The following is a 23,816-nucleotide window of genomic DNA, read 5'->3' on the forward strand; positions in this document are numbered from 1 at the left end:
GTCGGCCTCGGCATGAAGTACTGGCGCCCCGCGGGGCGCCAGTTTGCATTTCAGCCCCGCTGCTCGAACAGCAAGGCCACACCACTGGCAACATCGGCCGGCACCAGGGTTTCGCGCGGGCCCAGGTCGTGGGTCGGCACGCCCTGCTCGCGCCAGCCGGCGCGGGCCGCCGCAAGGTCGTTGGTGCGCAAGCGGATCGCGGCATAGCCGGGCCCGTCGCGACGGATATGCGCGCTGCCGGTGGCCGATGCCAGCGCCTGCGGCGTGCTGAGCACCAGCGTGGCATTGTCGACCGCCAGGCTGCTGACATGTTCGCTGAGCTGCGTCAGCTCGCCGCCGGTCAGCTCGGCATAGGCGCGCGCGGCGGCATCCACCAGCGCCGGGGCCACCACCAGGAACATGGTCGCGATGCTGTGCGCGCCGTTGGCATGGCGCATCCATTCGGGCCGCCACAGCAGCTCGGGCGTGCGATGCTCGCAGACGAAATAGCGCGCACCCGGGGCGTCGTCGAGCGCGGTCACGCGGAAGGTGGCCGGATGCTCGCTGCCATCGTCCAGCCGCACCGGACGCGAGAATTCGATCGGTTCCGAGGTGTGCCAGCCGTCCGCGCGCAGCCGCGCCGCGGTGGCGAAGGCATCGGCGCTCTTGCACGACATCGCCGCACAGCCACCGCCGCGTTGCTGGGCGTCCCAGTAATACTGCCGGCTGGGGCTGGGCGCGGTCACGTGCAGCAGCTCGAGGTAGTCCCGCTGCAGCATGATGCAGTGGTTCTGCGAACCCAGCGTGTGGTAGCCGCGCGGCGTCAGCGTGAAGCCGAGCCGCTGCCAGGCCTGAGCGCCGGCATCGAGGTCTGGGCACACCACCACGGCGTGATCGAACATTTCTGCTTGCGTTGCCATCGGCATCCCCCCGGACGCGTGGCGCACGGTGGCGCCGGACTGGTTTATTCGAACTGGATATTGGCCCTGCGCGCCACCGCCTGCCATTTGTCATGCTCGCGACGTACCAGCTGGCCCAGCTCGGCCGGGCTGCCGCCGACGATTTCGAAGCCTTGCGCGCCGAGCGCATCGACCACGCGTGGCTGGCGCAGCGACTCGACCAGCGCGCCGTGCAGGCGCGTCACCGTCGCCACCGGCAGGTCGGCCGGACCGAACACGCCGATCCACGAATAGGCCTCGAAGCCCTTGAGGCCCTGCTCGGCCACCGTGGGCACCTGCGGCAACTGGCGCAGGCGGCTGGTGCCGGTCACGCCCAGCACCTTGATCGTGCGCGCGGCCACGTGCGCCTGCACCGCGGCGTAGCTGCTGAAGAAGATATCGACCTCGTTGGACAGCACCGCCTGCACCGCCGGGCCGCCGCCCTTGTAGGGCACGTGCAGCATATGCACGCCGGCCTCGGTCGCGAGCGCCTCGGCCGCGAGCTGGTTCAGGCTGCCGATGCCCGACGACGCATAGCGCACGCCGTCATGCCTGGCCTTGGCCAGCGCCACCAGTTCGCGCACGTTCGACGCCGGCAGCGCCGGATTGGCGGCGATCACCAGCGGGAAGCGCACCAGCTGCGAGATCGGCGAGAAATCGCGGAAGGTGTCGTAGGGCAGCTGCTTGTAGGCAAACGGGTTGATCGCATGCGTGTCGAATGCCATCAGCAGCGTATTGCCGTCAGGCCTGGCGCGCGCCACGGTGCTCGACGCGATCAGCCCGCCCGCGCCCGGCTTGTTGTCCACCACCACGGTCTGCCCCAATGCTGCCTTCAGCCCGGGCTGCAGCTGGCGCGCGACGATGTCGACACTGCCTCCCGGCGGGAACGGCAGCACCAGTGCGATCGGACGGTTGGTGGCAGCGCCATCGGCGGCGCTTGCGACCGCGGCATGGAGCATCGGGCCCGGCAAGGCGCCCAGCGGCAGGATCTTGAGCAGCAGGCGGCGGCGCCGCGTGCGTTCGGCAGAGGACATCGGGGTGTTCGGTTTCGGGGCGCTGGAGGCGTGGGGCGGCAGGGAAAAAGGAACGGGGCGGCCAGTCTGGCCGCCCCGCCATTTTGCCCGATGATCGACCCCGTTGCTGGCAACGCGGCCGAATATCGCTCAGGCTTCTGCGCGCTGTTCCTCGGGCGCCTCGGGCGGTTCTGGCTCGATCTCGGAGAAATCGAGCTTGATCTGGTCCTGTTCGTCCAGATCCACCACCACCTTGCCGCCGGAGACCAGGCGGCCGAACAGCAACTCGTCGGCCAGCGCCTTGCGGATCATGTCCTGGATCAGGCGTTGCATCGGACGCGCGCCCATCAGCGGGTCGAAGCCCTTGTGCGCCAGGAACTTGCGCAGCTTCTCGCTGAAGCTGGCTTCCACCTTCTTCTCGTGCAGCTGCTCTTCCAGCTGCATCAGGAACTTGTCGACCACGCGCAGGATGATTTCCTCATCGAGCGAGCGGAAGCTGATGGTGGCATCCAGCCGGTTGCGGAACTCCGGCGTGAACATGCGCTTGATGTCGGCCATCTCGTCGCCCTGCTCGCGCGAGCTGGTGAAGCCGATGGTGGCGCGGTTCATGGTCTCCGCTCCCGCGTTGGTGGTCATGATGATGATCACGTTGCGGAAGTCGGCGCGCCGGCCGTTGTTGTCGGTCAGCGAACCATGGTCCATCACCTGCAGCAGGATATTGAAGATATCCGGATGCGCTTTCTCGATTTCGTCCAGCAGCAGCACGCAGTGCGGCTTCTTGGTCACGGCCTCGGTCAGCAGGCCGCCCTGGTCGAAGCCGACGTATCCCGGCGGCGCGCCGATCAGGCGGCTCACCGCATGGCGCTCCATGTATTCGGACATGTCGAAGCGCAGCAGCTCGATGCCCATGATGAAGGCCAGCTGCTTGGCAACCTCGGTCTTGCCCACGCCGGTGGGGCCCGAGAACAGGAACGAGCCGATCGGCTTGTCGGTCTTGCCCAGGCCCGCGCGCGACATCTTGATCGCCGAGGCCAGCGCCTCGATCGCCGGATCCTGCCCGAACACCACCGACTTCAGGTCGCGCTCCAGCGTCTGCAGCTTGCTGCGGTCGTCCTGGTTCACGCTTTGCGGCGGAATGCGCGCGATGCGCGAGACGATGTCCTCGATCTCGCCCTTGCCGATGGTCTTCTTCTGCTTGGACTTCGGCAGGATGCGCTGCGCCGCGCCGGCCTCGTCGATCACGTCGATCGCCTTGTCCGGCAGGTGGCGGTCGGTGATGAAGCGCGCCGACAGCTCGGCCGCGGCGGTCAGCGCCGACGACGCGTACTTGACGCCATGGTGCTCCTCGAAGCGCGACTTCAGCCCGCGCAGGATCTGCACGGTCTGGTCCACCGACGGCTCTACCACGTCGATCTTCTGGAAGCGCCGCGACAGCGCCGCGTCCTTCTCGAAGATGCCGCGGTATTCGGTGAAGGTGGTCGCGCCGATGCACTTGAGCTGGCCCGACGACAGCGCCGGCTTGAGCAGGTTGCTTGCATCCAGCGTCCCGCCAGAGGCGGCGCCCGCGCCGATCAGCGTGTGGATCTCGTCGATGAACAGGATCGCGTTGGGATTGTCCTTGAGCGATTTGAGCACGCCCTTCAGGCGCTGCTCGAAATCGCCGCGGTACTTGGTGCCGGCCAGCAGCGCTCCCATGTCGAGCGAGTAGACCGTCGCCTTCTCCAGGATGTCCGGCACCTCGTTCTTGGTGATGCGCCACGCCAGGCCTTCCGCAATCGCGGTCTTGCCGACGCCGGCCTCGCCCACCAGCAGCGGGTTGTTCTTGCGCCGGCGGCACAGCACCTGGACCACGCGCTCGACTTCGCTCTCGCGGCCGATCAGCGGATCGATCTTGCCGGCCTTGGCCAGCGCGTTCAGGTTCTGGGTGTATTGCTCGAGCGGGCTTTCCTTGCCGTCGCCGCCCTCGCCCTCGCCGGCCGCCTCGCCGTGCTTGGCCGGCTCGGACTGGTCCTTGCGGATGCCGTGGCTGATGAAATTGACCACGTCCAGGCGCGTCACGCCCTGCTGCTGCAGGTAATAGACCGCGTGCGAATCCTTCTCGCCGAAAATCGCGACCAGCACGTTGGCGCCGGTGACTTCCTTCTTGCCGTTGGAAGTGGACTGGACGTGCATGATGGCGCGCTGGATCACGCGCTGGAAACCCAGCGTGGGCTGGGTATCGACCTCGTCGGTACCCGGCACCACCGGCGTGTTGTCCGCGATGAAGTTCTTAAGGCTGGTGCGCAGGTCCTCGATATTGGCCGCGCAGGCGCGCAAGACTTCAGCTGCCGTGGGATTGTCGAGCAATGCCAGCAGCAGGTGCTCCACGGTAATGAACTCGTGGCGTGCCTGCCGGGCTTCGACAAAAGCCATATGCAGGCTCACTTCCAATTCTTGCGCAATCATGCTTCCTCCATCACGCACTGCAGGGGGTGCCCCGCCTGCCGCGCGTGCGTTGACACCAGCTCGACCTTAGTCGCCGCGATATCCCTGGTGTAGATACCACAGACGCCCTTTCCTTCCCGGTGCACGGTCAGCATGATCTGCGTCGCCGTTTCCCGGTCCCTGCTGAAATACTGCTGCAGGATCATCACGACAAACTCCATCGGAGTGTAGTCGTCGTTCAGCAGCACCACCTTGAACATGGCAGGCGGTTTCAGCGCCTGCTCTTTGCGCTCCAGGATGGTGCCCGCTTCGCGTTGTGGGACATTCGCAAGCCGTGTAGCCATGGCTTTATTCTAACCCTTACTCGCAACTCTGCAATTTGGGGAAAAGGCGGTGGATTCAAGAGTCCGGCCACCGGTTTTCCGTGGTGAATGGGAGCGGATAGTTCCGCGGAAGGCCTTGCAAGGCACGTCGCCGCACCGACCGAAAATCCGGGCCGGCGGCCGCCGATTCATGGCAACGGTAACACCAGGCGCCGTCCTGTTCCTGCCACACCCTTCTGGCAGTGGGGAATCCGCCAGCTTGACAGTCTCCGCCTTTGCCAGAAAAATCGGTTGCACACCCACCGAAGGCCAGCGAGCCAAAGCAACAGCCAAGGCGGGTGATCCGTGAGCAGGGAGGCCCACGGCCCGCGGCGGCGAGTCAGCAATCAGACTGGCCGCCTCGCGACAGCACCTCGCCGCGCGTCATCGCCGGCCGCATTTCAGCACGCGGCCAGCCATGGCGCCGCAGTCCGTGCCGTCTGGCTGGCAAGCTTCCCCGCTTGAAAATCTGCTATTTCGTTGGGGGAGTATATGGCAAGCGGTATCGTCAAATGGTTCAATGACGCCAAGGGATTCGGGTTCATCAAGCCGGACGAGGGCGAAGAAGAACTGTTTGCGCACTTTTCGGCTATCCAGATGGCGGGCTTCAAGACGCTGAAGGAAGGCCAGCGCGTCTCGTTCGAGGTGGTCCAGGGCCCTAAGGGCAAGCAGGCCACCAATATCCAGGACGCCAGCTAAAGCGCGCCGCGACCGCATCCCCGGCCGCAGAGCCACCGGAGCGGTCAACCAGGGTGTGGGGGGGATTTGCCCCCGGGACGGGACCGATGCCAGCGCCCCCGCTGGCCGCCAGAGGCGGCGCGGCGGGCACCGGCTCGCATCAGCGGCACGCACACCCGATCGAAAGCCCGGCCTGGCGCCGGGCTTTCTGGTTTTTGGGCCGGCCTTCCTTGCCACGCCCGCGCGCGCCGGCTCAGGTCCAGCCGTCGATCTTCAGGCCGCTGGCCTGTTCGGCCTCCTCCTTGGTGACCTTGCGCACAGTCTGGCCGAAGGTCCAGACATGGCCCTCGGCATCGCGGGCGGTGTAGGTGCGGTCGCCATAGAACTCGTCCTGCGGCTCGCGCAGGATCACGGCGCCGGCGGCCCGGGCCCGCTCGCAATGCTGGTCGAGCCCGTCGGGCAGATGCACGTGCACGGTCTGGGTGTTCTTGCCCCCGACCGATGCCGGGCTGGCGGTAAAGTCGGCCCACTCGCTGCCCACCATCAGGTAGCTGTCGGCGAATCGCATTTCGGAATGCACCAGCTGCCCTTGCTGGTCGCGGATCACCATGACCCGCTCGAACCCGAATGCCCGCTCCAGCCAGTCCAGCGCCGCCAGCGGATCCTTGTAGAACAGGGCCGCACCGAAGGCGGTGCGGCGGAACGGATCGTCCATGCCAGTCTCCCCGGGCCGGATGCCCGTCAGTCAGTCCTGACGTTCTAGCCAAGGCAACGGCGAGCGGCAAGAAAAAACCCCGGTTCCGGGGATCCGGTACCGGGGTCTTGTTGACAGCTCGCCCGTCTTGGCGGGAGTCTGTGCTTACATATTGTCGATCATCACCTGACCAAAGCCCGAGCACGAGACCTGGGTCGCGCCTTCCAGCAGCCGGGCGAAATCGTAGGTGACCTTCTTGGACAGGATCGACTTCTCCATCGACGCGATGATCAGGTCGGCGGCTTCGGTCCAGCCCATGTGGCGCAGCATCATTTCCGCCGACAGGATTTCCGAGCCCGGATTGACGTAATCCTTGCCGGCGTACTTCGGCGCGGTGCCGTGGGTGGCCTCGAACATCGCCACCGAGTCCGACATATTGGCGCCCGGCGCGATGCCGATGCCGCCGACCTGCGCCGCCAGCGCGTCAGAGACGTAGTCGCCGTTCAGGTTCAGCGTGGCGATCACCGAGTATTCGGCCGGGCGCAGCAGGATCTGCTGCAGGAAGGCGTCGGCGATGGCGTCCTTGACCACGATGTCCTTGCCGGTCTTCGGGTTCTTGAACTTGCACCACGGGCCGCCGTCGACCAGCTCGGCGCCGAATTCCTTCTGTGCCAGCTCGTAGCCCCAGTCGCGGAAGCCACCTTCGGTGAACTTCATGATGTTGCCCTTGTGCACCAGCGTCACCGACGGCTTGTCGTTGTCGATCGCGTACTGGATCGCCTTGCGCACCAGCCGCTCGGTGCCCTCGCGCGACACCGGCTTGACGCCGATGCCCGAGGTCGCCGGGAAGCGGATCTTCTTCACGCCCATCTCGTTCTGCAGGAAGGCGATCAGCTTCTTGGCCTGGTCGCTCTCGGCGGCCCATTCAATGCCGGCGTAAATGTCTTCCGAGTTCTCGCGGAAGATCACCATATCGGTCTTTTCCGGCTCGCGCACCGGCGAGGGCACGCCCTTGAAGTAGCGTACCGGGCGCAGGCAGACATAGAGGTCCAGCTGCTGGCGCAGCGCCACGTTGAGCGAGCGGATGCCGCCGCCGACCGGCGTGGTCAGCGGCCCCTTGATCGACACCACATATTCCTTCAGCACGTCCAGGGTTTCATCCGGCAGCCACACGTCCGGGCCGTAGACCTTGGTCGACTTCTCGCCGGCGTAGATCTCCATCCAGGCAATCTTGCGCTTGCCGCCGTAGGCCTTGGCCACGGCCGCGTCGACCACCTTGATCATCACCGGGGTGATATCGAGGCCCGTGCCGTCGCCTTCGATATAAGGAATGATCGGGTTGTCCGGGACATTGAGCGAAAAGTCCTGGTTGACCGTGATCTTTTCGCCTGCCGGAACCTTGATGTGTTGGTACATGACGTCTCCAGTTACGGAACGGTTGTGACTGCCGCCGGTTCGTGGCCGGACGGCGAGATTCGGGGAGATGGCGCTGGCATTGTAGCGGGCCTGGATGCCACGCCCATACTGCCGTGCATCATGCCGGCGCCATGCCTGATCGGCTTCAGTCTTATATAAGACACAAGACTAATTTTATATTATGCAGCAATTTTTCATCATCCGCCAATCGGGCCGGACCCCGATCCGGCCGACCTGACCGACCTGCACACGCGCCGCTGCGGCATACTTGCGCCCCATGACCCTGATCGCCCTGAACAAGCCGTTTGGCACCATGAGCCAGTTCTCGGAACACCCGAGCCGGCCCACCCTGGCGTCGTGCGTGTCGGTGCCGGGCGTCTATCCGGCCGGCCGGCTCGATGCCGACAGCGAGGGCTTGCTGCTGCTGACTGACGATGGCGCGCTGCAGGCGCGCATCGCCGACCCGCGCCACAAGCTGGAAAAGACCTACCTGGCGCAGGTGGAGGGCATTCCCGACGCGGGCACCCTCGTCCGCCTGCGCGCCGGTGTCGACCTTGGCGATTTCGTGACCCGGCCGGCGGTGGTGCGCGCCATCGAAGCCCCCGACTGGCTCTGGCCGCGCCATCCGCCGGTGCGCTTCCGCGCCGCCATCCCCACGGCGTGGCTGGAGCTGAAGATCCGGGAAGGCAAGAACCGGCAGGTCCGGCGCATGACGGCGGCGGTGGGCTTTCCGACGCTGCGGCTGATCCGCGTGGCGATCGGCGCGCTCGACCTGCGCGCGCTCGGCCTCGCGCCCGGCCAAAGCTGCGAAGTGCCGCTCGCGGAGTCAGGCATTGCGCTGTCGACAACCACGGGACGCGCGGCGCCAGCCCCGCGCACTCATGTCTCAAAGACCAGACAGGCGAACGACGCCAAGCGGCGCTTGCGTTACAAAAGCTAACAATCGACCGTCAACGCTGCCAACAGCGGCCTCGTTCTTGTCGGGGACACGTCCAAGCACGCGTGTCACCACTTTCCCGACTGCTTTTATCCTTCGAGGTAATACGCCATGAAAAAACTGATCGCTGCACTGGTTGTCGGCCTGTTCGCCACCGGCGCCTTCGCCCAGGCCGCTGCGCCTGCCGAGCCGGCCACGCCCGCGGCCGCGGCCACCAAAGAAGCCCCGAAGAAGACCGCCAAGAAGAAGGCCACCCACAAGAAGCACAGCAAGAAGAAGGAAACCGCTGCTGCCGCAGCCCCGGCCGCGTAACCACGGCTGGCGCCACTGCCGGGACGTGCGCCGGCATCAGAAAGATAGGCAGGCCGCCACCAGGGCGCCTGCCTTTTTTGTTTGGGGCCGGTTGCACCGCGCGCGGCGTGCCACGCGTGCAACCTGCGTTATGCTTGCGGCTGCCCGACGCCGAGCCTTCCCGGACTGACCATCATGCCCCTGTTGTCGAAGACCCTGACCTCACGCTGCTGCTTGCTGCTTGCCACACTGGCGGCCGGCGTTGCCAACGCCCAAGGCGCGCTGCCGGTGGCGCCGCTGACCGCGGGCATGTATGCGATCCAGGCCGAAGTCGCCGCCACCCCCGCGGCCCGCGAGCAAGGCCTGATGTACCGGAAATCGATGGCGCCGAATTCCGGCATGCTGTTCGTGTTCGAGCAGAAGGCGGGCCACTGCTTCTGGATGCGCAATACCGAGCTGCCACTGTCGATTGCGTTCCTCGCCGACGACGGCACCATCGTCAATATCGAAGACATGGCGCCGCGCACCGAAAACAACCATTGCCCGAAGGCGGCCGTCCGCTATGCGCTGGAAATGAACCAGGGCTGGTTCGCGCAGAAGGGCATCAAGGCCGGTGCAAAGATCGGGGGATTGCCGCAGCCGCGCTGAGGGGCGGCTGCGCGCGGCGCCGGCACGAAAGCCGGCGCGGGTGCTGCTCAGTCGCGGAAGTTGTTGAAGTCCAGCGGTGCCTCGGACACATCCTTGCGCAGCATGGCGATCACGTTCTGCAGGTCGTCGCGCTTGGTGCCCGACACCCGCACCGTGTCGCCCTGGATGCTGGCCTGAACCTTGATCTTGCTGTCCTTGATCATGCGCACGATCTTCTTGGACAGGTCGCCGGTCACGCCCTTCTTGATGGTGATCACCTGCTTGACCTTGTCGCCGCTGATTTTCTCGGTCTTGCCGTAATCCAGGAAGCGCACGTCGACATTGCGCTTGGCCATCTTGCTGATCAGCACGTCCTTGACCTGGTCCAGCTTGAAATCATCGTCGGCAAAGGCGGTCAGCTCGTTTTCCTTGTGCTCGACCCGGGCGTCGGAGCCCTTGAAATCGAAGCGCGTCGAGATTTCCTTGTTGGCTTGCTCGACGGCGTTCTTCACCTCGACCATATTCGCTTCGCACACTACGTCAAACGACGGCATTGCATTCTCCTTGTGATCCGTATGCCCGGAAGCCAGCCGCGCACGGCGCCTTCCGTATAATCCAGCCTACCTCGCAGTTCCGGGTCGCGCACACCAGCGGCGGCCGCGTCACCTTTCCCTTGCATGGCAGATTTCCACGAATTCTATCCCCTGCGTCGCCACAATACATTCGGATTCGATGCGCGCGCGCGCTTTGCCGTGCCCGTGCGCAGCGAGGCCGACCTGGTCACGGCCCTGGCCGACCCGCGCGCCGAAGGCCTGCCGCTGGTGGTGCTGGGTGGTGGCAGCAATGTCGTGCTGACCGGCGATCTCGACGCGCTGGTGCTGCTGATGGAAATCCCCGGCTACCAGGTCGAAGCCACCAGCGCGGGCGGCGAAGCGTGGCTGGTGACCGCCGGCGCGGGCGAGAACTGGAACGCGCTGGTCAACCGCACCATCGCCGACGGCATGCCCGGGCTGGAAAACCTGGCGCTGATCCCGGGCACCGCCGGTGCAGCCCCGATCCAGAACATCGGCGCCTATGGCGTGGAACTGCGCGAGCGTTTTGCCGGCGTGCGTGCCTATGACCGGCAGGCCGGCACCTTCGTCTGGCTGGATCAGCAAGCCTGCGAGTTCGGCTACCGCGACAGCGTGTTCAAGGGTGCCGGCGCAGGGCGCTACATCATTACCGCGGTCACGCTGCGCCTGCCCAGGGCATGGCAACCGGTGCTGTCCTACGGCGAACTGGCGCGCGAACTGGATGGGCAGGCCGCGCCGGACGCAGCCGCCATCCGCGACGCCGTGGTCGCGATCCGCTCGCGCAAGCTGCCCGATCCAGCGCAGCTGGGTAATGCCGGCAGCTTCTTCAAGAATCCGCTGGTCAGCGCCACGCAGCGCGACGCCTTGTTGCAGGCGCATCCTGACCTGGTCAGCTATGCGCAGCCAAACGGCACGTACAAGCTGGCGGCCGGCTGGCTGATCGACCGCTGCGGCTTCAAGGGCCTGAGCGACGGCCCGGTGGGAGTCTATGGCAAGCAGGCCCTGGTGCTGGTGCACCACGGCGGCGGCACCGGCGCGATGCTGCTGGCGCTGGCCAACCGTATCGCAGATACAGTGCAGGCGCGCTACGGCGTGCGCATCGAGCCCGAACCGGTGGTGCTGTAACGCTGCGGGCCAGCCCGGCTGGCCCACAGCCTGTCACTCGAAGTGACAGACGTAGTCCAGCGTCTCCTGCACTTCGATATCGAAGCTGCTGTTGCCCGGCACGCTGAACTGCTGGCCGGCGCCGTAGGTCTGCCAGTCTTCCGATCCGGCCAGGCGCACGCGGCAGCTGCCCGCGTTGATCTCCATGATTTCCGGCGCGCCGGTGTTGAAGGTCAGCGACGCCGGGAAAATCACGCCCAGCGTCTTGCGGGAGCCGTCCGGGAACAGCACGGTGTGGCTCACGCACTTGCCGTCGAAATACAGGTTGGCTTTCTTGACGACCGATACGTTGTCGAACTGGCTCACTTCCATCTCCTTGGGTGTCTTGCGAATGACGTAAAAAGAGGGGCCGCAACGGCCCCTCTCCTGTTCACCCCGGGCGCGCTCAGTAGCGGCCGCAGAGCAGGTATTCCATCAGCGCCTTCTGCACGTGCAGGCGGTTCTCTGCCTCGTCCCAGACCACGCTCTTGGGGCCGTCGATCACGGCGGCCTCGACTTCCTCGCCGCGGTGCGCCGGCAGGCAATGCATGAACAGCGCGTCGGGCTCGGCGCGGTCCATCATCGCGGTGGTGACCATCCAGTCCTTGAAGGCGCGCTTGCGGGCGTCGTTCTCGGCCTCGAAGCCCATGCTGGTCCACACGTCGGTGGTGACGAGGCTGGCGCCCTGGCAGGCCGCGAGCGGGTCGTCGAAGACCTTGACCAGCCCGGCGGCGGACGCCGGCACCATGGCCGGATCCAGCTGGTAACCCGGCGGCGCCGAGAAATGGAAGGTAAAGCCCAGGCGCTCGGCGGCCTGGATCCAGGTGTACGCCATGTTATTGGCGTCGCCGATCCACGCCACCGTCTTGCCGCGGATGCTGCCGCGCTGCTCGATATAGGTGAAGACGTCGGCCAGCACCTGGCACGGGTGGTATTCGTTGGTCAGGCCGTTAATCACCGGCACCCGCGAATGCGCGGCGAAGCGGTCGATGATGTCCTGGCCGAAGGTGCGGATCATGATGATGTCGACCATGCGCGAGATCACCTGCGCCGCATCCTCGATCGGCTCGCCGCGGCCCAGCTGCGAGTCGCGCGTGTTCAGGAACACCGCGTGGCCGCCCAACTGGTGGATGCCGGCTTCGAACGACAGGCGCGTACGCGTGGAATTCTTCTCGAAGATCATGGCCAGCGTGCGGTCATGCAGCGGGTGCCAGGTCTCGTAGTTCTTGAACTTGGCCTTCAGGATCCGCGCGCGGTCCAGCAGGTACTCGTACTCGTCGGGAGTGAAGTCGCTGAACTGGAGGTAATGCTTGATCGGGGTTGAGCTCATAAAACAAAGAAGGCGGCTCGGTGGGGACACGCCGTCACGAACTGTTCTTGCAAACTGTTCATGACCGAAGCGCGTCGCGGAGCCGCCTTTCGCGTCGCATACGCAATTTAACTGCAAGGATCATAAGGGATTATTTCTGCTTTGGCGAGCCCGGATCAACCCGGCCGCGGCCTGCCGCACGGTTGCGCTGACAGCTTCCTGACAGGATTTCGTCCTTATGCGCAACTCTTATATAAGATATAATACTGGCTGATTCACGCGGGGCCCGGCATACCCATGCCAGTGCCCGCCGCCGGCATCAAAAGTGCCCCTGCAGGACACCGACGCCCCGCCTTCCGGCTGGAACCAGCGCGAACCAATCGCGTCCCGGCCGCGTCAAACGGGCGCCCCCGTCCAGCGGGCTTACTGTCGAGTCATCCGCCTCACCCGCAGTGTCCAGCCTCATGAACCCCAACGTTCGCGAATACTTTATCCAAGGCATTACCAAGGAAGGCAAGACCTTCCGCCCGAGCGACTGGGCTGAACGACTGTGCGGCGTGATGGCGCAGTTCCGCCCCGAGGGCGACAGCGGCGACCCCCGCCTGACCTACTCCCCCTACGTGCGGCCGATCTTTGCCGGCAATGTCAAATGCGTGGTGGTGGACGTGCGCCTGCGTGATATCGAACCCAAGGCGCTGGACTTCGTGCTGAATTTCGCCCGGGACAACAACCTGCAGCTGGTGGAAGCCTGCTCGCTCGAATAAGCCCGGCGGCGCGGCGCCGGAAAGCAAAAAAGCTCGTCGGGTGACGAGCTTTTTTGTTGTTGGCGGCATGCCCGGGGGCACCCGCCTCTGCTGGGCCGCCGTGGCGGCCCGGCCAGCTATCAGGCAGCCATGGCCTTGATGGCGGCCGACAGGCGCGACTTGTGACGTGCAGCCTTGTTCTTGTGCACGATCTTCTTGTCGGCGATGCTGTCGATCACAGCTTGCGAGTTCTTGAAGATCTCGGCGGCAGCGGCCTTGTCGCCAGCGTCGATGGCCTTGCGGACGGCCTTGACGGCGGTGCGCAGACGCGAACGCAGGCTGGAGTTGTGAGCGTTCTGGGCAACGGCCTGGCGGGCGCGCTTGCGGGCTTGTGCGGAATTTGCCATGTAAAAAATATCCTGAATTCAGATGCGTGCCGCGGGGGACACAACAATTAAGTCATATCGAGCGACCCGGGATGCACTGACACACGAATCCGGAACGCAACTGTCCTTGTGAATCGGCAATTATACACAGATGCCGGAGCATGTGACAAGACCGCCGGGACTTTGCCGGCGCAGGCCGGGCCACGCAGCGTGATCCGTATAATAAGCGCCACATTGTGCCGGGCCACGTGGCGCGCCGGCAACTTTACTGCCCGGACCGCGTCTCAAAGAGCCCGCGGCGCCCCTGGCACCGGCCCACCCGTCACGCACCCGTCCGCACCTTGAACCTGCTCAAAGCGCTCGCCACCATCAGCAGCCTGACGATGCTCTCGCGCGTCACCGGCCTGGTGCGCGAGATCCTGATCGCCCGCGCCTTCGGCGCGTCGGACATGACCGACGCGTTCAACGTGGCCTTCCGCATCCCCAACCTGCTGCGCCGCATCTTCGGCGAAGGCGCGTTTTCACAGGCCTTCGTGCCGATCCTGGGCGAATACCACGCCAAGCGCGGCGATGCCCCGACCAAGGCCCTGATCGATGCCGTCGCCACCGTGATGACCTGGGTGCTGATGGCCGTGTCGCTGCTGGGCGTGATCGGTGCGCCGCTGGTGATGACGGTGGTCGCCACGGGTTTTCGCGGGCAGGCCGATACCTATACCGCGGCCGTGTTCATGACGCGGGTGATGTTCCCGTATATCGGGCTGATCTCGCTGGTGGCGCTGGCGTCGGGCATCCTCAATACCTGGCGCAAGTTCGCGGTGCCGGCCTTTACGCCGGTGCTGCTCAACCTGTGCCTGATCGTGGCGGCGCTGTTCGTCGGCCCCCACATGGAGCAGCCGATCTACGCGCAGGCCTGGGGCGTGCTGATCGGCGGCGTGCTGCAGCTGGCGATCCAGGTGCCGGCGCTGCGGCGCCTGGGGGTGATGCCGCGCATCCGCTTCAACCTGCGCGCGGCGTGGTCTGACCCGGGCGTGCGCCGCATCCTGCGCCAGATGGGGCCGGCGCTGCTGGCAGTGTCGGTGGCGCAGGTCAGCCAGATCATCAACACCAATATCGCCTCGCGGCTGGCGGCGGGCAGCGTTTCGTACCTGACCTATGCCGACCGCCTGATGGAATTCCCGACCGCGCTGCTGGGCGTGGCGCTGGGGACGATCCTGCTGCCCAGCCTGTCCAGGGCCAACGCCTCGGGCGACCACGCCGAGTATTCGAGCCTGCTCGACTGGGGCCTGCGCCTGACCTTCCTGCTGGCCGTGCCGTGCGCGGTCGGGCTGTTCGTGTTCGGCGCGCCGCTGACCGCGGTGCTGTTCAACTACGGCAAGTTCGACGCCCATGCGGTCGAGATGACGCGCCAGGCGCTGGTCTCTTACGGCGTGGGCCTGATGGGGCTGATTTCGATCAAGATCCTCGCGCCGGGCTTCTATGCGCGGCAGGATATCCGCACGCCGGTCAAGATCGCGCTGCTGGTGCTGGTGATCACGCAGGCCTGCAACGTGGCCTTCGTGCCCTGGATCGGCCATGCCGGGCTGGCGCTGTCGATCAGCGCCGGGGCCACGCTCAACGCGCTGCTGCTGTTCTACGGCTTGCGCCGGCGCGGCCTGTACCGCCCGGCGCCGGGCTGGTGGCTGTTCCTCGCGCAGCTGAGCGCTTCGGTGCTGCTGCTGTCGGGCATGCTGCTCTGGTTCGCGCGCAACTTCGACTGGATCGGCCTGGGCGCGACGCCGCTGCTGCGCATCGCGCTGCTGGCTTCGTGCCTGGTACTTGCAGCGGTGGTCTACTTCGGTACACTGTGGCTCATGGGACTGCGCTACTCTGCCTTCAGGCGCCGGGCCGGCTGATGGGTCAGCGGCAACTGCCATTGCCGGCTGAGCGCCTGGCATTGGTGACCCACGCTGCGCGCGGTGCCGGCGGCTGCACCGGGAAACCGACATGACATCGACCAAAGTCCTGGATTATTTCGCCAGCCTCGTGGCCGACGAAAACGGCATCCCGCTGACCGAGACCGCGCTCTCCATCGCGCAGGACGCCTATCCCGACCTGGACCTGCAGGGCGAACTGGCGGCGCTGGACGTGCTGGCGCTGCGGCTGAAGCGCCGGATTGCCGAAGGCACCCCCGCGATCCAGCGGCTGCGCCTGCTGAACCATTTCTTCTATCGCGATCTGGGCTTCGGCGCCAACGCGAACGACTACTACGACCCCGACAACTCGTACCTGAACGTGGTGCTGCGCCAGCGCCGCGGCATCCCGATCTCGCTCGCGGTGCTGCATATGGAACTGGGCCAGCAGATCGGCCTGCCGCTCAAGGGGGTGTCGTTTCCCAACCATTTCCTGCTGCGCATGACGATCCCGGCCGGCGAGGTGATACTGGACCCGCTCACCGGCGAGACCCTGTCGAAGGAACAGTTGCAGGAGATGCTGGACCCATACCTGGAGCGCGAGGGCATCAGCGATGCCAGCCAGGTGCCGCTGGGCCTGTTCCTGCGCGCGGCCAGCCACCGCGAGATCATCGCGCGCATGCTGCGCAACCTGAAGGCGATCTATCTGCAGGAATCGCGCTGGCAGCGGCTGCTGGCGGTGCAGAACCGGCTGGTGATCCTGCTGCCGGGATCCATCGAGGAAGTGCGCGACCGGGGCCTGGCCTATGCCAACCTGGAGTGCTTCCGCCCCGCGCTCGCCGACCTGGAAGCCTATGTCCAGGCCCGCCCGGACGCCGCCGATATCGGCCAGATCCGCGAGCGCATGCCCGCGCTGCGGATGATGAGCCGCAGCCTCAGCTGAGGCTGCTCAACCGGGGCGGCTCAGCGCTCGACGCGCGTAGGCCGGCGGCGGTTGCCGCGCACCAGCTTCCACAGCCCCCCCAGCACCAGCGGCACTACGGCCGCGCCGATGCCGGCCAGCACAATCAGGTTCAGGTACTGGCGGATGAACGGCAGGTTGCCGAAGAAGTAGCCGGCAAACACCAGGCCGACCACCCATGCCACGGCGCCGATCACGTTGAACATCTGGAAGCGCGCGAAGGTCATCTGCGACACACCAGCCACGAACGGCGCGAAGGTGCGCACGATCGGCACGAAGCGCGCCATCACCAGCGTCTTGCCGCCGTGCCGCTCATAGAAGTCATGGGTGCGGCGCAAGGCATCCTGGTCCAGGAAGCGCCACTGGTGGTCGAACACCTTTGGCCCGATCCAGTTGCCCACCATATAGTTGACGGTATTGCCGGAAATGGCCGCCACCAGCAGCAGGCCGATCAGCACCCATTCGTTCATGGCTCCGGTCGCGCAGAAGGCGCCGGCGATAAACAGCAGCGAGTCGCCCGGCAGGAACGGCAGCACCACCAGCCCGGTCTCGGCAAAAACGATCAGGAACAGGATGGCATAGACCCAGTGGCCGTACTGGTCGATGACCGTGCCGAGGTATTTGTCGACATGCACCAGCATGTCGATGAGCTGCAAAGCGAGATCCAAGTCGTTCCCCGTGTGGTGGTTTGACGGTTTATTCCCATGCGGCGCCGATCTCGGATCCGCGCCGCCATCGCCTGAATCATACAAGAGCGGCGGCGCCTTTCCCCCACCTCGGCAACCCGTCTGCGTGGGGGAACGTCCACGTATAATCGCCGGATGCCAGCCTCCCCTTCCAGCACTGCCTTGCGCACCACCCAGCAGCCGCGCCCGATCCGGCCGCTGCCGGACCAGCTCATCAGCCAGATCGCCGCCGGCGAAGTGGTCGAACGCCCGGCGTCCGTGGTCAAGGAACTGCTGGAAAACGCGCTCGATGCCGGCGCCACGCAGCTCGGCATCCGGCTGGAGGAAGGCGGCGTGCGGCGCATCGTCATCACCGACAACGGCTGCGGCATTCCCGCCGCCGAGCTGCCGGTGGCGCTGATGCGGCACGCCACCAGCAAGATCGCCTCGCTCGACGAACTCGAATCGGTGCTGACCCTCGGTTTCCGCGGCGAGGCGCTGGCCTCGATCGCATCCGTGTCGCAGATGTCGCTGACCAGCCGCACCGCGGCGGATGCCCATGCCACCCAGGTCAGCGCCGACTCCGGCGCGCTGCAACCCGCTTCCGGCGGTGTAGGCACCACCGTCGACGTGCAGCACCTCTACTTCAACACGCCGGCGCGCAGAAAGTTCCTCAAGACGGAACAAACCGAGCTGGGCCACTGCCTGGAGATGGTCCGGCGCGTGGCGCTGGCACGGCCGGACGTGACCATCTCGGTCCACCACAACGGCAAGCCGCTGGAGCACTGGAATGCCGGCGACGTCGCCACGCGCACGGTGCAGGTGCTGGGCAGCGACTTCGCCCGCGCCCGGCTGGCGCTGGACGAGCACGCCGATACCCTGAGCCTGTACGGCTTTGCCGGGCTGCCCACCGCCTCGCGCGGGCGGCCGGACCAGCAGTACTTCTTTGTCAACGGCCGCTTCGTGCGCGACAAGCTGCTCAACCATGCGGTGCGCAGCGCTTACCAGGACGTGCTGCACGGCGACCGCTTCCCGTCGTACGTGCTGTGCCTGGACCTGCCGCCGGAGATGGTCGACGTCAACGTGCATCCGTCCAAGATCGAAGTGCGCTTCCGCGAATCGCGCGCCGTGCACCAGTTTGTCTACCACGCGGTGCAGCGCAGCCTGGCACGCCAGGCCGGCGCCAACGGCGACAGCCTGCATACCGATGCCGACGGCGAGCTCACGCTGCCGCCGGGCGCCGTACCGCCAGCGGCCGCAGCGCGGCCTGGCGCTGGCGGCCCGGGCCAATGGATCAACTATTCCGCGGCCCGCCAGACCGAACTGGGCATCGCCCAGCCGCGCCAGGCCTACCTGGGCATGGTGCGCGAGGCCACCGCGCCGGTGGCACGCCCATACGGCGCGCCCGCCACGCCCTCCGGCGGCTGGGCCGGCGCGTCGCCGCAACCGCCGGCATGGCTGGCCGACGTCGAGGCGGCGCGCGCCGGCGATCCGCCCGGCCTGCTGGACCGGCTGCCGGCTGCAACGGCGTCCGACCACACCGGCGCTGCCGACGAACACCCGCTCGGCTATGCCATCGCCCAGCTGCACGGCATCTACGTGCTGGCGCAGAATGCGCGCGGGCTGGTGCTGGTCGACATGCACGCGGCGCACGAGCGCATCCTCTACGAGCAGATCAAGGCCGCACTGGACGCGCGCGAGCTGGCGGTGCAGCCGCTGCTGCTCCCGGTCACGCTGCCCGCCAGCCCGGTCGAGATCGGCGTCGCCGAAGAACACCAGGAAACGCTGACGCTGCTGGGCTTCGATATCGCCCCGGTGTCGCCCACCACGCTGGCGGTGCGCGCGGTGCCGGCGCTGCTGCAGCAGGCCGATGCCGAGGCGCTGGCGCGCGACGTGCTGCGCGACCTGCACGCCTACGGTGGCTCGCGCGTGCTGGCCGAGCGCCGCAACGAACTGCTTGCGACCCTGGCCTGCCACAGCGCGGTGCGCGCCAACCGCAAGCTCACGGTCGAGGAAATGAACGCGCTGCTGCGCCAGATGGAGCAGACCGAGCGCGCCGACCAGTGCAACCACGGCCGGCCCACCTGGGTGCAGCTGACCGTGACCGAGCTCGACCGGCTGTTCCTGCGCGGGCAATAAGCGCGCTCGCATCTTTTGATCCAAGGTTTTCGATGTCCGCCGTACCCCACGATTCCGCCTCGCACCCGCCCGTGGTCTGCCTGCTCGGCCCTACCGCGTCGGGCAAGACCGCCGCCGCGCTGGCGCTGGCGGCCGACGCACCGGTGGTGATCATCAGCCTGGACTCGGCGCTGGTGTACCGCGAGATGGATATCGGCACCGCCAAGCCCACGCGCGACGAACTGGCCGCGGCGCCGCATCACCTGATCGACATCATCGACCCGGCCGACAGCTACTCGGCCGCGCAGTTTGTCACCGACGCCGAGCGCCTGGTCGCGCAGATCCGCGCGCGCGGCCACGTGCCGCTGATCGTCGGCGGCACCATGCTCTATTACAAGGCGCTGACGCAGGGTCTCAACGACCTGCCGCAGGCCGACGCCGCGCTGCGCGCCGAGCTGGACCAGCTCGCCGCCGAGCGCGGCTGGCCGGCCCTGCATGCGATGCTGGCCGAGGTCGACCCGGTCACCGCGGCGCGGCTCGCACCCAATGATGCGCAGCGCATCCAGCGCGCACTGGAGATCCACCAGCTGTCGGGCCAGCCGATGTCGGCGCTGCTGGCGCGCCAGGCCGAGGGCCGCACCTTTGCCGGCGCGGCCGACCAGCGCTACCGCGTGATCGCGCTCGAGCCGTCGGACCGGCTGGCGCTGCATGACCGCATCGCCCGGCGCTATGACGCCATGCTGGCGCAAGGCTTTATCGGGGAGGTCGAGCGTCTGCGCGCGCGCGGCGACCTGCATCCGGGGCTGCCGTCGATCCGCTGCGTCGGTTACCGGCAGGTGTGGGAATACCTGGATGGCGAGGCCGACTTTGCCACCATGCGCGAGCGCGGCATCGCCGCCACGCGCCAGCTGTGCAAGCGCCAGCTGACGTGGCTGCGCAGCACGCCCGAGCGGCTGGTGGTCGATTGCCTGGCGCCCGATTATGTCGACCAGGTGCGCAGGCTGGCGGATTTCGGCCACTGATCCGGTGCCATGCCGGCTGGCATGGCGAGTGACGGACAGGCGATAATTGCCGATCCCTGACCTCGCAAGGCCGACCCGCATGTCCAAGCCCAACTTCACGCTGCGCCCCGCCACCGCCGCCGACAGCGAAACGCTGTTCAACCTGATCCTGGCGCTGGCCGAATACGAAAAGCTGACCCATCTGGTCGAAGCCACGCCGCGGAAGATCGAGGCGGCGCTGTTCGGCGCCACGCCGCATGCCGAGGCCGTGCTGGTGGAGGTCGACACCGATGTCGACGGCAAGGCGGGCCGCAAGGCGGTCGGCTTTGCCCTCTTCTTCCACAACTTCTCTACCTTCCTGGCCAAGCCCGGTCTTTACCTGGAAGACCTGTATGTCGATCCGGCGTGGCGTGGGCACGGCCTGGGCAAGGCCCTGCTCAAGCATCTGGCCGCGCTCGCGCTCGAGCGCGGCTGCGGCCGCTTCGAATGGTCGGTGCTGGACTGGAACCAGCCGTCGATCGACTTCTACCAGGCCATGGGCGCCGACGTGCTCCCTGACTGGCGCATCTGCCGCGTGACCGGCGCGGCCCTGGAGCAGCTCGGCGGGAAGTAAGGCGGCAACCGGTCCACCACCGGTGTTATACACTTGATCCGAAACCGCCATACAATGACAGCAACAACTGTCTTTTTTCCGGACCGCGCCAACCGCCATGCCACGCACCAAAGCCGAACCGGCCGCCAGGCCCACCGAAGGACTCCCTGAGACCGACGCGGACGGTGCGCGCGGCGCATCGGTCGAGGAAATCGCGGACCGAATCCTGACCGCGATCTGGGAGCACCGCCTGCCGCCGGGCACGAAACTGGTCGAGGAAAAGCTGGGCGGGGTATTTGGCGTCAGCCGCACCAAGGTGCGGCTGGCCTTCGCCAAGCTGGCGCACGAGGGTGTGCTGACCGTGCATCCCAACCGTGGCACCTTCGTCTCCAGCCCGAGCGTGGCCGAAGCGCGCCAGGTGCTGCATTCCCGCCACCTGCTGGAGCCCGCGCTGGTGCGCGACCTGGCCGGCGCGATCAGCGCCGGGGGCGTGCGCGCGCTGCGCGAGACCACGCGCCAGGAAGCGCAGGCACGAGACAGCAACGACCGCCGCGCCATCATCCGGCTGTCGGGCGAGTTCCACTGCAAGCTGGCGGAAATGACGGGCAACCAGTACCTGGGCAAGTACATGCGCGAGCTGTGCTCGCTGACCTGCCTGATCATTGCGCTGTATGACGCGCCGGGCGTGCCGTCGTGCCCGCATCACGAGCACGACGATATCGTCGATGCGCTGGAAGCCGGCGACGGCGAACGCGCCGCGCGGCTGATGAGCGAGCACCTCGGCCACGTCGAAAGCACGCTGCGCCTGGAGTTGCCCGCCGAAGAAAAGGTGGACCTGGAAGCGGTGTTCGCCGCGGTCTGAACCGCGGCGTTCACCTGAAAGCAAGCCGCGGCGCGGCTTAGCGGTGCTCGATGCGCGCCGCCAGCGCCGCCGGCAAACCCAGCGTGGGCTTGGCGTCGGGGCGGCGGAAGGTGCCCGCGGTGGCCTTGCGGGGCTGCAGCGCAACCAGCGCCTCGGCCTGCTTGACGGCGGCGGCCATCTGGTCGACCACCGGCACCGGAATGCGGTCGCGCACGCGCGCGGCGAGGCCGGCCAGCGGCGCGCCGGCCAGGATCACCACGTCGGCCTCGTCTTCCACCACGGCGCGGTTGGCCAGTTCCACCAGTACGGCTTCCTTCTCTTCCTGCACGTCCGACACCGAGGCAAAGCTGCCGTCGAGCATGCGGATGCCGGCCAGCCGGCCGCGCAGCCCGTGCATGTCGACGCACTCCTCGTACCAGGGGCCCAGCGCGCGCGCAAAGGTGACGATGGCAAAGCGCCGCCCGAGCATGCACGCCGACAGCATCGCCGCCTCGGCCATGCCCACCACGGGCAGGTCGAACAGCTCGCGCGCCCCCATCAGGCCGGGGTCGCCGAAGGCGGCGATGACCGCCGCGTCGAACTGGCCGTGATGCTCGGCCAGCATTTCCAGCGCGATGGCGCCGCCGATCTGCGCTTCGGCGCGGGTGGCGATATACGGCACGCCGCGGCTCGCGGTCAGCGGCACCAGCTCGGTGCCGGGCGCGGCGGCCTCGTTCGCGGCGGCCATCAGGCGCGCGGTGATGCCTTCGCTGGTGTTGGGGTTCAGAACAAGGATTCGCATGTCAGGGGATCAGGCAGGGTTGACTAAGGACGCCAGCACGTTTTCGGCCAGCTTCGCAGCGGCCAGCACGCTGCGGTCGGCACCGCGCGGGCCGGCGATCTGCAGGCCCACCGGCAGGCCGTCGCGGCCGCTGCCGCAAGGCACCGAGATCGCCGGCGCCAGCGCATGGTTGAAGAAGGGCGTGAATACCGCATGGGCGCGCGGCTCCACCGCCACGCCGCCGATGCGCTCCGGCCCGAGGCGGTCGTTGCGCCAGGCCACGCACGGCGTGGTAGGGCACAGCAGCAGGTCGTAGCGGGTAAAGAAGGCGGCCACCGCCAGCGCGATCTGGCGGCTGGCTTCGCGCGCGCGCGCCACCTCGGCGCCGGTCCAGGCCAGCCCGCGCTCGATCTGGCGCGCGACGTCGGCATCGAATACCTCGGGGTCGCGGCGCCAGGCATCGCCATAGAGATGGGCCAGGCCGACATGCTGCAGCGGCATCAGCGCGGCCTCGTCGGCGCCCTGCGGCCACGCCGGGTCGGCGCGCTCGATACTCAGCCCCGCGGCCTGCAGGCGGGCCACGGCCTGGTCGAACGCCTGCGCGACATCGTCGTCGACCGGCGTGTCCAGGCCCAGGCGCGGACTGACCGCGATCTTCAGCGTATGCAGCGGCCGCGCCGCGCCCGGCGAGAAGCCGAGGGTGTCGGGGTCGCGCGGATCGGCGCCGGCCAGCGCCTCGAACATCAGCTCGGCATCGGCGACGGTGCGCGTGATCGGCGCAATCACCTGAATGCCGTTGAAGGCATGGGCGAAGCCGACCGAGTCGGGGATCGCGCCGTAGGAGGGCTTGAAGCCGACCACGCCGGCATGCGCGGGCGGGCGCCGGCTGGAGCCGCCGCCATCGGTGCCCAGCGCCAGCGGCGCCATGCCGGCCGCCACCGCCACCGCGCAGCCGCCCGACGAGCCGCCCGCGGTCAGCGTGGGGTCGAGCGGATGGCGCGTCAGGCCGTAGACCTTGTTGGTGGTCAGCCCCTTGCAGGCGAACTCCGAGGTGTTGCCCATGCCGAGCACGATCGCGCCGGCGCGGCGCAGGCGCTCGACCGCGATCGCGTCGGCGGGTGCGATGAAGTCGCGGTACAGCTGCGAGCCCTGCGTCACGCGCCGGCCCTGGCTCCAGATCACGTCCTTGACGATCACCGGCACGCCCGCCAGCAGCGGGCGCTCGCCCTGCGCCAGGCGCGCGCGCAGTTGCGCCAGGTCGGCATCGACCAGTTCCTGGCGTTGTTCGAAGACGGCGTTGAGCTGGTCGTTGCGCGCCGCGATGCGGGCCTGGAAGGCCGCCGCCACCTCGGCGGGGTCGAGGCGCCCGGCGGCGACGCGGGCCGCGATGGTGGCGGCGTCGAGGCGATTGGTCAGTTCCATGTCTACAGTGTCGGTCAAGCTATCGATCACGCAA

General features: G+C 67.2%; 25 protein-coding genes. 12 read left to right on the top strand and 13 right to left on the bottom strand.

Annotated elements, in window-relative coordinates:
* Positions 1-50 precede the first annotated feature (50 nt).
* From AC3FMM_RS13785 to clpS, 4 genes are all read right to left on the bottom strand, one after another.
* Positions 51-899 (bottom strand): VOC family protein, encoded by an 849-nt coding sequence (locus AC3FMM_RS13785; protein WP_115711724.1) that lies wholly within the window; start codon positions 897-899, stop codon positions 51-53.
* Between the two features lie 44 nt (positions 900-943).
* Positions 944-1,951, bottom strand: coding sequence for a tripartite tricarboxylate transporter substrate binding protein (locus AC3FMM_RS13790; protein ID WP_488686835.1), 1,008 nt, complete (start codon positions 1,949-1,951; stop codon positions 944-946).
* 129 nt (positions 1,952-2,080) lie between these two features.
* Complete coding sequence (clpA, locus tag AC3FMM_RS13795; protein ID WP_018007976.1) at positions 2,081-4,375, bottom strand: ATP-dependent Clp protease ATP-binding subunit ClpA; 2,295 nt, start codon at positions 4,373-4,375, stop codon at positions 2,081-2,083.
* Entirely contained in the window at positions 4,372-4,698 is a 327-nt protein-coding gene (gene clpS / locus AC3FMM_RS13800) for an ATP-dependent Clp protease adapter ClpS (RefSeq protein WP_010814998.1), read from the bottom strand. The genes clpA and clpS overlap by 4 nt, the downstream gene beginning before the upstream one ends.
* Positions 4,699-5,208: 510 nt before the next feature.
* On the opposite strand from clpS, the gene AC3FMM_RS13805 reads away from it, so the two are divergent.
* The gene (locus AC3FMM_RS13805) at positions 5,209-5,415 is read left to right on the top strand and encodes a cold-shock protein (RefSeq protein WP_012353757.1); all 207 of its coding nucleotides are present in this window, start codon (positions 5,209-5,211) and stop codon (positions 5,413-5,415) included.
* A 232-nt stretch (positions 5,416-5,647) separates the two neighbouring features.
* Here AC3FMM_RS13805 and AC3FMM_RS13810 read toward each other — a convergent pair whose 3' ends face one another.
* Together AC3FMM_RS13810 and icd are read right to left on the bottom strand one after the other, a co-directional pair.
* Entirely contained in the window at positions 5,648-6,109 is a 462-nt protein-coding gene (locus AC3FMM_RS13810) for a VOC family protein (RefSeq protein ID WP_115710685.1), read from the bottom strand.
* A gap of 144 nt (positions 6,110-6,253) precedes the next feature.
* Positions 6,254-7,504, bottom strand: coding sequence for an NADP-dependent isocitrate dehydrogenase (icd, locus tag AC3FMM_RS13815; protein ID WP_112774326.1), 1,251 nt, complete (start codon positions 7,502-7,504; stop codon positions 6,254-6,256).
* Between the two features lie 277 nt (positions 7,505-7,781).
* Between icd and AC3FMM_RS13820 the strand changes: the two genes are divergently transcribed.
* From AC3FMM_RS13820 to AC3FMM_RS13830, 3 genes are all read left to right on the top strand, one after another.
* Complete coding sequence (locus AC3FMM_RS13820) at positions 7,782-8,444, top strand: pseudouridine synthase (RefSeq protein WP_488686836.1); 663 nt, start codon at positions 7,782-7,784, stop codon at positions 8,442-8,444.
* A gap of 108 nt (positions 8,445-8,552) precedes the next feature.
* Entirely contained in the window at positions 8,553-8,753 is a 201-nt protein-coding gene (locus AC3FMM_RS13825; protein ID WP_115681047.1) for a hypothetical protein, read from the top strand.
* A 174-nt stretch (positions 8,754-8,927) separates the two neighbouring features.
* On the top strand, positions 8,928-9,380 hold the full coding sequence (locus AC3FMM_RS13830; protein ID WP_115681048.1) for a DUF192 domain-containing protein: 453 nt from the start codon (positions 8,928-8,930) through the stop codon (positions 9,378-9,380).
* A 47-nt stretch (positions 9,381-9,427) separates the two neighbouring features.
* Here the strand turns inward: AC3FMM_RS13830 and AC3FMM_RS13835 are convergent, their stop codons facing one another.
* The gene (locus AC3FMM_RS13835; RefSeq protein WP_012353763.1) at positions 9,428-9,913 is read right to left on the bottom strand and encodes a YajQ family cyclic di-GMP-binding protein; all 486 of its coding nucleotides are present in this window, start codon (positions 9,911-9,913) and stop codon (positions 9,428-9,430) included.
* 123 nt (positions 9,914-10,036) lie between these two features.
* Here AC3FMM_RS13835 and murB point away from each other — a divergent pair, with 123 nt between their 5' ends.
* On the top strand, positions 10,037-11,056 hold the full coding sequence (murB, locus tag AC3FMM_RS13840; protein WP_488686837.1) for a UDP-N-acetylmuramate dehydrogenase: 1,020 nt from the start codon (positions 10,037-10,039) through the stop codon (positions 11,054-11,056).
* 33 nt (positions 11,057-11,089) lie between these two features.
* Here murB and ppnP read toward each other — a convergent pair whose 3' ends face one another.
* Together ppnP and argF are read right to left on the bottom strand one after the other, a co-directional pair.
* Positions 11,090-11,401 (bottom strand): pyrimidine/purine nucleoside phosphorylase, encoded by a 312-nt coding sequence (gene ppnP, locus AC3FMM_RS13845; RefSeq protein ID WP_115710691.1) that lies wholly within the window; start codon positions 11,399-11,401, stop codon positions 11,090-11,092.
* Positions 11,402-11,480: 79 nt separating this feature from the next.
* Positions 11,481-12,404 (bottom strand): ornithine carbamoyltransferase, encoded by a 924-nt coding sequence (gene argF / locus AC3FMM_RS13850; RefSeq protein WP_115681051.1) that lies wholly within the window; start codon positions 12,402-12,404, stop codon positions 11,481-11,483.
* 443 nt (positions 12,405-12,847) lie between these two features.
* On the opposite strand from argF, the gene AC3FMM_RS13855 reads away from it, so the two are divergent.
* Entirely contained in the window at positions 12,848-13,147 is a 300-nt protein-coding gene (locus AC3FMM_RS13855; RefSeq protein ID WP_012353767.1) for a DUF3579 domain-containing protein, read from the top strand.
* Between the two features lie 119 nt (positions 13,148-13,266).
* On the opposite strand, the gene rpsT is transcribed toward AC3FMM_RS13855, so the two are convergent.
* Positions 13,267-13,533, bottom strand: a complete 267-nt coding sequence (gene rpsT / locus AC3FMM_RS13860) for a 30S ribosomal protein S20 (RefSeq protein ID WP_006579059.1) — start codon at positions 13,531-13,533, stop codon at positions 13,267-13,269.
* A 320-nt stretch (positions 13,534-13,853) separates the two neighbouring features.
* Here rpsT and murJ point away from each other — a divergent pair, with 320 nt between their 5' ends.
* Together murJ and AC3FMM_RS13870 are read left to right on the top strand one after the other, a co-directional pair.
* Positions 13,854-15,404, top strand: a complete 1,551-nt coding sequence (gene murJ / locus AC3FMM_RS13865; protein ID WP_116313027.1) for a murein biosynthesis integral membrane protein MurJ — start codon at positions 13,854-13,856, stop codon at positions 15,402-15,404.
* 91 nt (positions 15,405-15,495) lie between these two features.
* Positions 15,496-16,344, top strand: coding sequence for a SirB1 family protein (locus AC3FMM_RS13870; RefSeq protein WP_062801644.1), 849 nt, complete (start codon positions 15,496-15,498; stop codon positions 16,342-16,344).
* 20 nt (positions 16,345-16,364) lie between these two features.
* On the opposite strand, the gene AC3FMM_RS13875 is transcribed toward AC3FMM_RS13870, so the two are convergent.
* Positions 16,365-17,018, bottom strand: a complete 654-nt coding sequence (locus tag AC3FMM_RS13875; RefSeq protein WP_018007966.1) for a VTT domain-containing protein — start codon at positions 17,016-17,018, stop codon at positions 16,365-16,367.
* A gap of 165 nt (positions 17,019-17,183) precedes the next feature.
* On the opposite strand from AC3FMM_RS13875, the gene mutL reads away from it, so the two are divergent.
* The 4 genes from mutL to AC3FMM_RS13895 all read left to right on the top strand — a co-directional run bounded on the left by mutL (position 17,184) and on the right by AC3FMM_RS13895 (position 21,600).
* Entirely contained in the window at positions 17,184-19,166 is a 1,983-nt protein-coding gene (gene mutL / locus AC3FMM_RS13880) for a DNA mismatch repair endonuclease MutL (protein ID WP_473702990.1), read from the top strand.
* 32 nt (positions 19,167-19,198) lie between these two features.
* Entirely contained in the window at positions 19,199-20,167 is a 969-nt protein-coding gene (gene miaA / locus AC3FMM_RS13885) for a tRNA (adenosine(37)-N6)-dimethylallyltransferase MiaA (protein WP_488686839.1), read from the top strand.
* A gap of 79 nt (positions 20,168-20,246) precedes the next feature.
* Positions 20,247-20,759 (top strand): GNAT family N-acetyltransferase, encoded by a 513-nt coding sequence (locus AC3FMM_RS13890; protein ID WP_115710698.1) that lies wholly within the window; start codon positions 20,247-20,249, stop codon positions 20,757-20,759.
* 97 nt (positions 20,760-20,856) lie between these two features.
* Positions 20,857-21,600: a GntR family transcriptional regulator gene (locus tag AC3FMM_RS13895; RefSeq protein ID WP_115681056.1), complete on the top strand. Its 744-nt coding sequence runs from the start codon at positions 20,857-20,859 to the stop codon at positions 21,598-21,600.
* A gap of 37 nt (positions 21,601-21,637) precedes the next feature.
* On the opposite strand, the gene AC3FMM_RS13900 is transcribed toward AC3FMM_RS13895, so the two are convergent.
* Both AC3FMM_RS13900 and AC3FMM_RS13905 read right to left on the bottom strand, forming a co-directional pair.
* On the bottom strand, positions 21,638-22,381 hold the full coding sequence (locus tag AC3FMM_RS13900) for an aspartate/glutamate racemase family protein (protein WP_115681057.1): 744 nt from the start codon (positions 22,379-22,381) through the stop codon (positions 21,638-21,640).
* Positions 22,382-22,390: 9 nt separating this feature from the next.
* Positions 22,391-23,782 carry an amidase gene (locus AC3FMM_RS13905; protein WP_488686840.1) on the bottom strand — a complete coding sequence of 464 codons (1,392 nt, stop codon included), beginning with the start codon at positions 23,780-23,782 and terminating at the stop codon, positions 22,391-22,393.
* Between the last annotated feature and the right edge of the window lie 34 nt (positions 23,783-23,816).

The organism is Cupriavidus sp. 207A1, assembly GCF_057798955.1.

What these genes read in the sequence shown, in the direction of transcription:
- AC3FMM_RS13870 (WP_062801644.1), top strand. Translation starts at nt 15,496, where the DNA reads ATGACATCGACCAAAGTCCTGGATTATTTCGCCAGCCTCGTGGCCGAC.
- mutL (WP_473702990.1), top strand. Translation starts at nt 17,184, where the DNA reads ATGCCAGCCTCCCCTTCCAGCACTGCCTTGCGCACCACCCAGCAGCCG.
- AC3FMM_RS13825 (WP_115681047.1), top strand. Translation starts at nt 8,553, where the DNA reads ATGAAAAAACTGATCGCTGCACTGGTTGTCGGCCTGTTCGCCACCGGC.
- clpS (WP_010814998.1), bottom strand. Translation starts at nt 4,698, where the DNA reads ATGGCTACACGGCTTGCGAATGTCCCACAACGCGAAGCGGGCACCATC.
- rpsT (WP_006579059.1), bottom strand. Translation starts at nt 13,533, where the DNA reads ATGGCAAATTCCGCACAAGCCCGCAAGCGCGCCCGCCAGGCCGTTGCC.
- murB (WP_488686837.1), top strand. Translation starts at nt 10,037, where the DNA reads ATGGCAGATTTCCACGAATTCTATCCCCTGCGTCGCCACAATACATTC.
- clpA (WP_018007976.1), bottom strand. Translation starts at nt 4,375, where the DNA reads ATGATTGCGCAAGAATTGGAAGTGAGCCTGCATATGGCTTTTGTCGAA.
- AC3FMM_RS13905 (WP_488686840.1), bottom strand. Translation starts at nt 23,782, where the DNA reads ATGGAACTGACCAATCGCCTCGACGCCGCCACCATCGCGGCCCGCGTC.
- icd (WP_112774326.1), bottom strand. Translation starts at nt 7,504, where the DNA reads ATGTACCAACACATCAAGGTTCCGGCAGGCGAAAAGATCACGGTCAAC.
- AC3FMM_RS13895 (WP_115681056.1), top strand. Translation starts at nt 20,857, where the DNA reads ATGCCACGCACCAAAGCCGAACCGGCCGCCAGGCCCACCGAAGGACTC.
- AC3FMM_RS13785 (WP_115711724.1), bottom strand. Translation starts at nt 899, where the DNA reads ATGGCAACGCAAGCAGAAATGTTCGATCACGCCGTGGTGGTGTGCCCA.
- AC3FMM_RS13835 (WP_012353763.1), bottom strand. Translation starts at nt 9,913, where the DNA reads ATGCCGTCGTTTGACGTAGTGTGCGAAGCGAATATGGTCGAGGTGAAG.
- miaA (WP_488686839.1), top strand. Translation starts at nt 19,199, where the DNA reads ATGTCCGCCGTACCCCACGATTCCGCCTCGCACCCGCCCGTGGTCTGC.
- AC3FMM_RS13830 (WP_115681048.1), top strand. Translation starts at nt 8,928, where the DNA reads ATGCCCCTGTTGTCGAAGACCCTGACCTCACGCTGCTGCTTGCTGCTT.
- AC3FMM_RS13810 (WP_115710685.1), bottom strand. Translation starts at nt 6,109, where the DNA reads ATGGACGATCCGTTCCGCCGCACCGCCTTCGGTGCGGCCCTGTTCTAC.
- AC3FMM_RS13820 (WP_488686836.1), top strand. Translation starts at nt 7,782, where the DNA reads ATGACCCTGATCGCCCTGAACAAGCCGTTTGGCACCATGAGCCAGTTC.
- AC3FMM_RS13890 (WP_115710698.1), top strand. Translation starts at nt 20,247, where the DNA reads ATGTCCAAGCCCAACTTCACGCTGCGCCCCGCCACCGCCGCCGACAGC.
- AC3FMM_RS13790 (WP_488686835.1), bottom strand. Translation starts at nt 1,951, where the DNA reads ATGTCCTCTGCCGAACGCACGCGGCGCCGCCGCCTGCTGCTCAAGATC.
- argF (WP_115681051.1), bottom strand. Translation starts at nt 12,404, where the DNA reads ATGAGCTCAACCCCGATCAAGCATTACCTCCAGTTCAGCGACTTCACT.
- AC3FMM_RS13900 (WP_115681057.1), bottom strand. Translation starts at nt 22,381, where the DNA reads ATGCGAATCCTTGTTCTGAACCCCAACACCAGCGAAGGCATCACCGCG.
- AC3FMM_RS13805 (WP_012353757.1), top strand. Translation starts at nt 5,209, where the DNA reads ATGGCAAGCGGTATCGTCAAATGGTTCAATGACGCCAAGGGATTCGGG.
- AC3FMM_RS13855 (WP_012353767.1), top strand. Translation starts at nt 12,848, where the DNA reads ATGAACCCCAACGTTCGCGAATACTTTATCCAAGGCATTACCAAGGAA.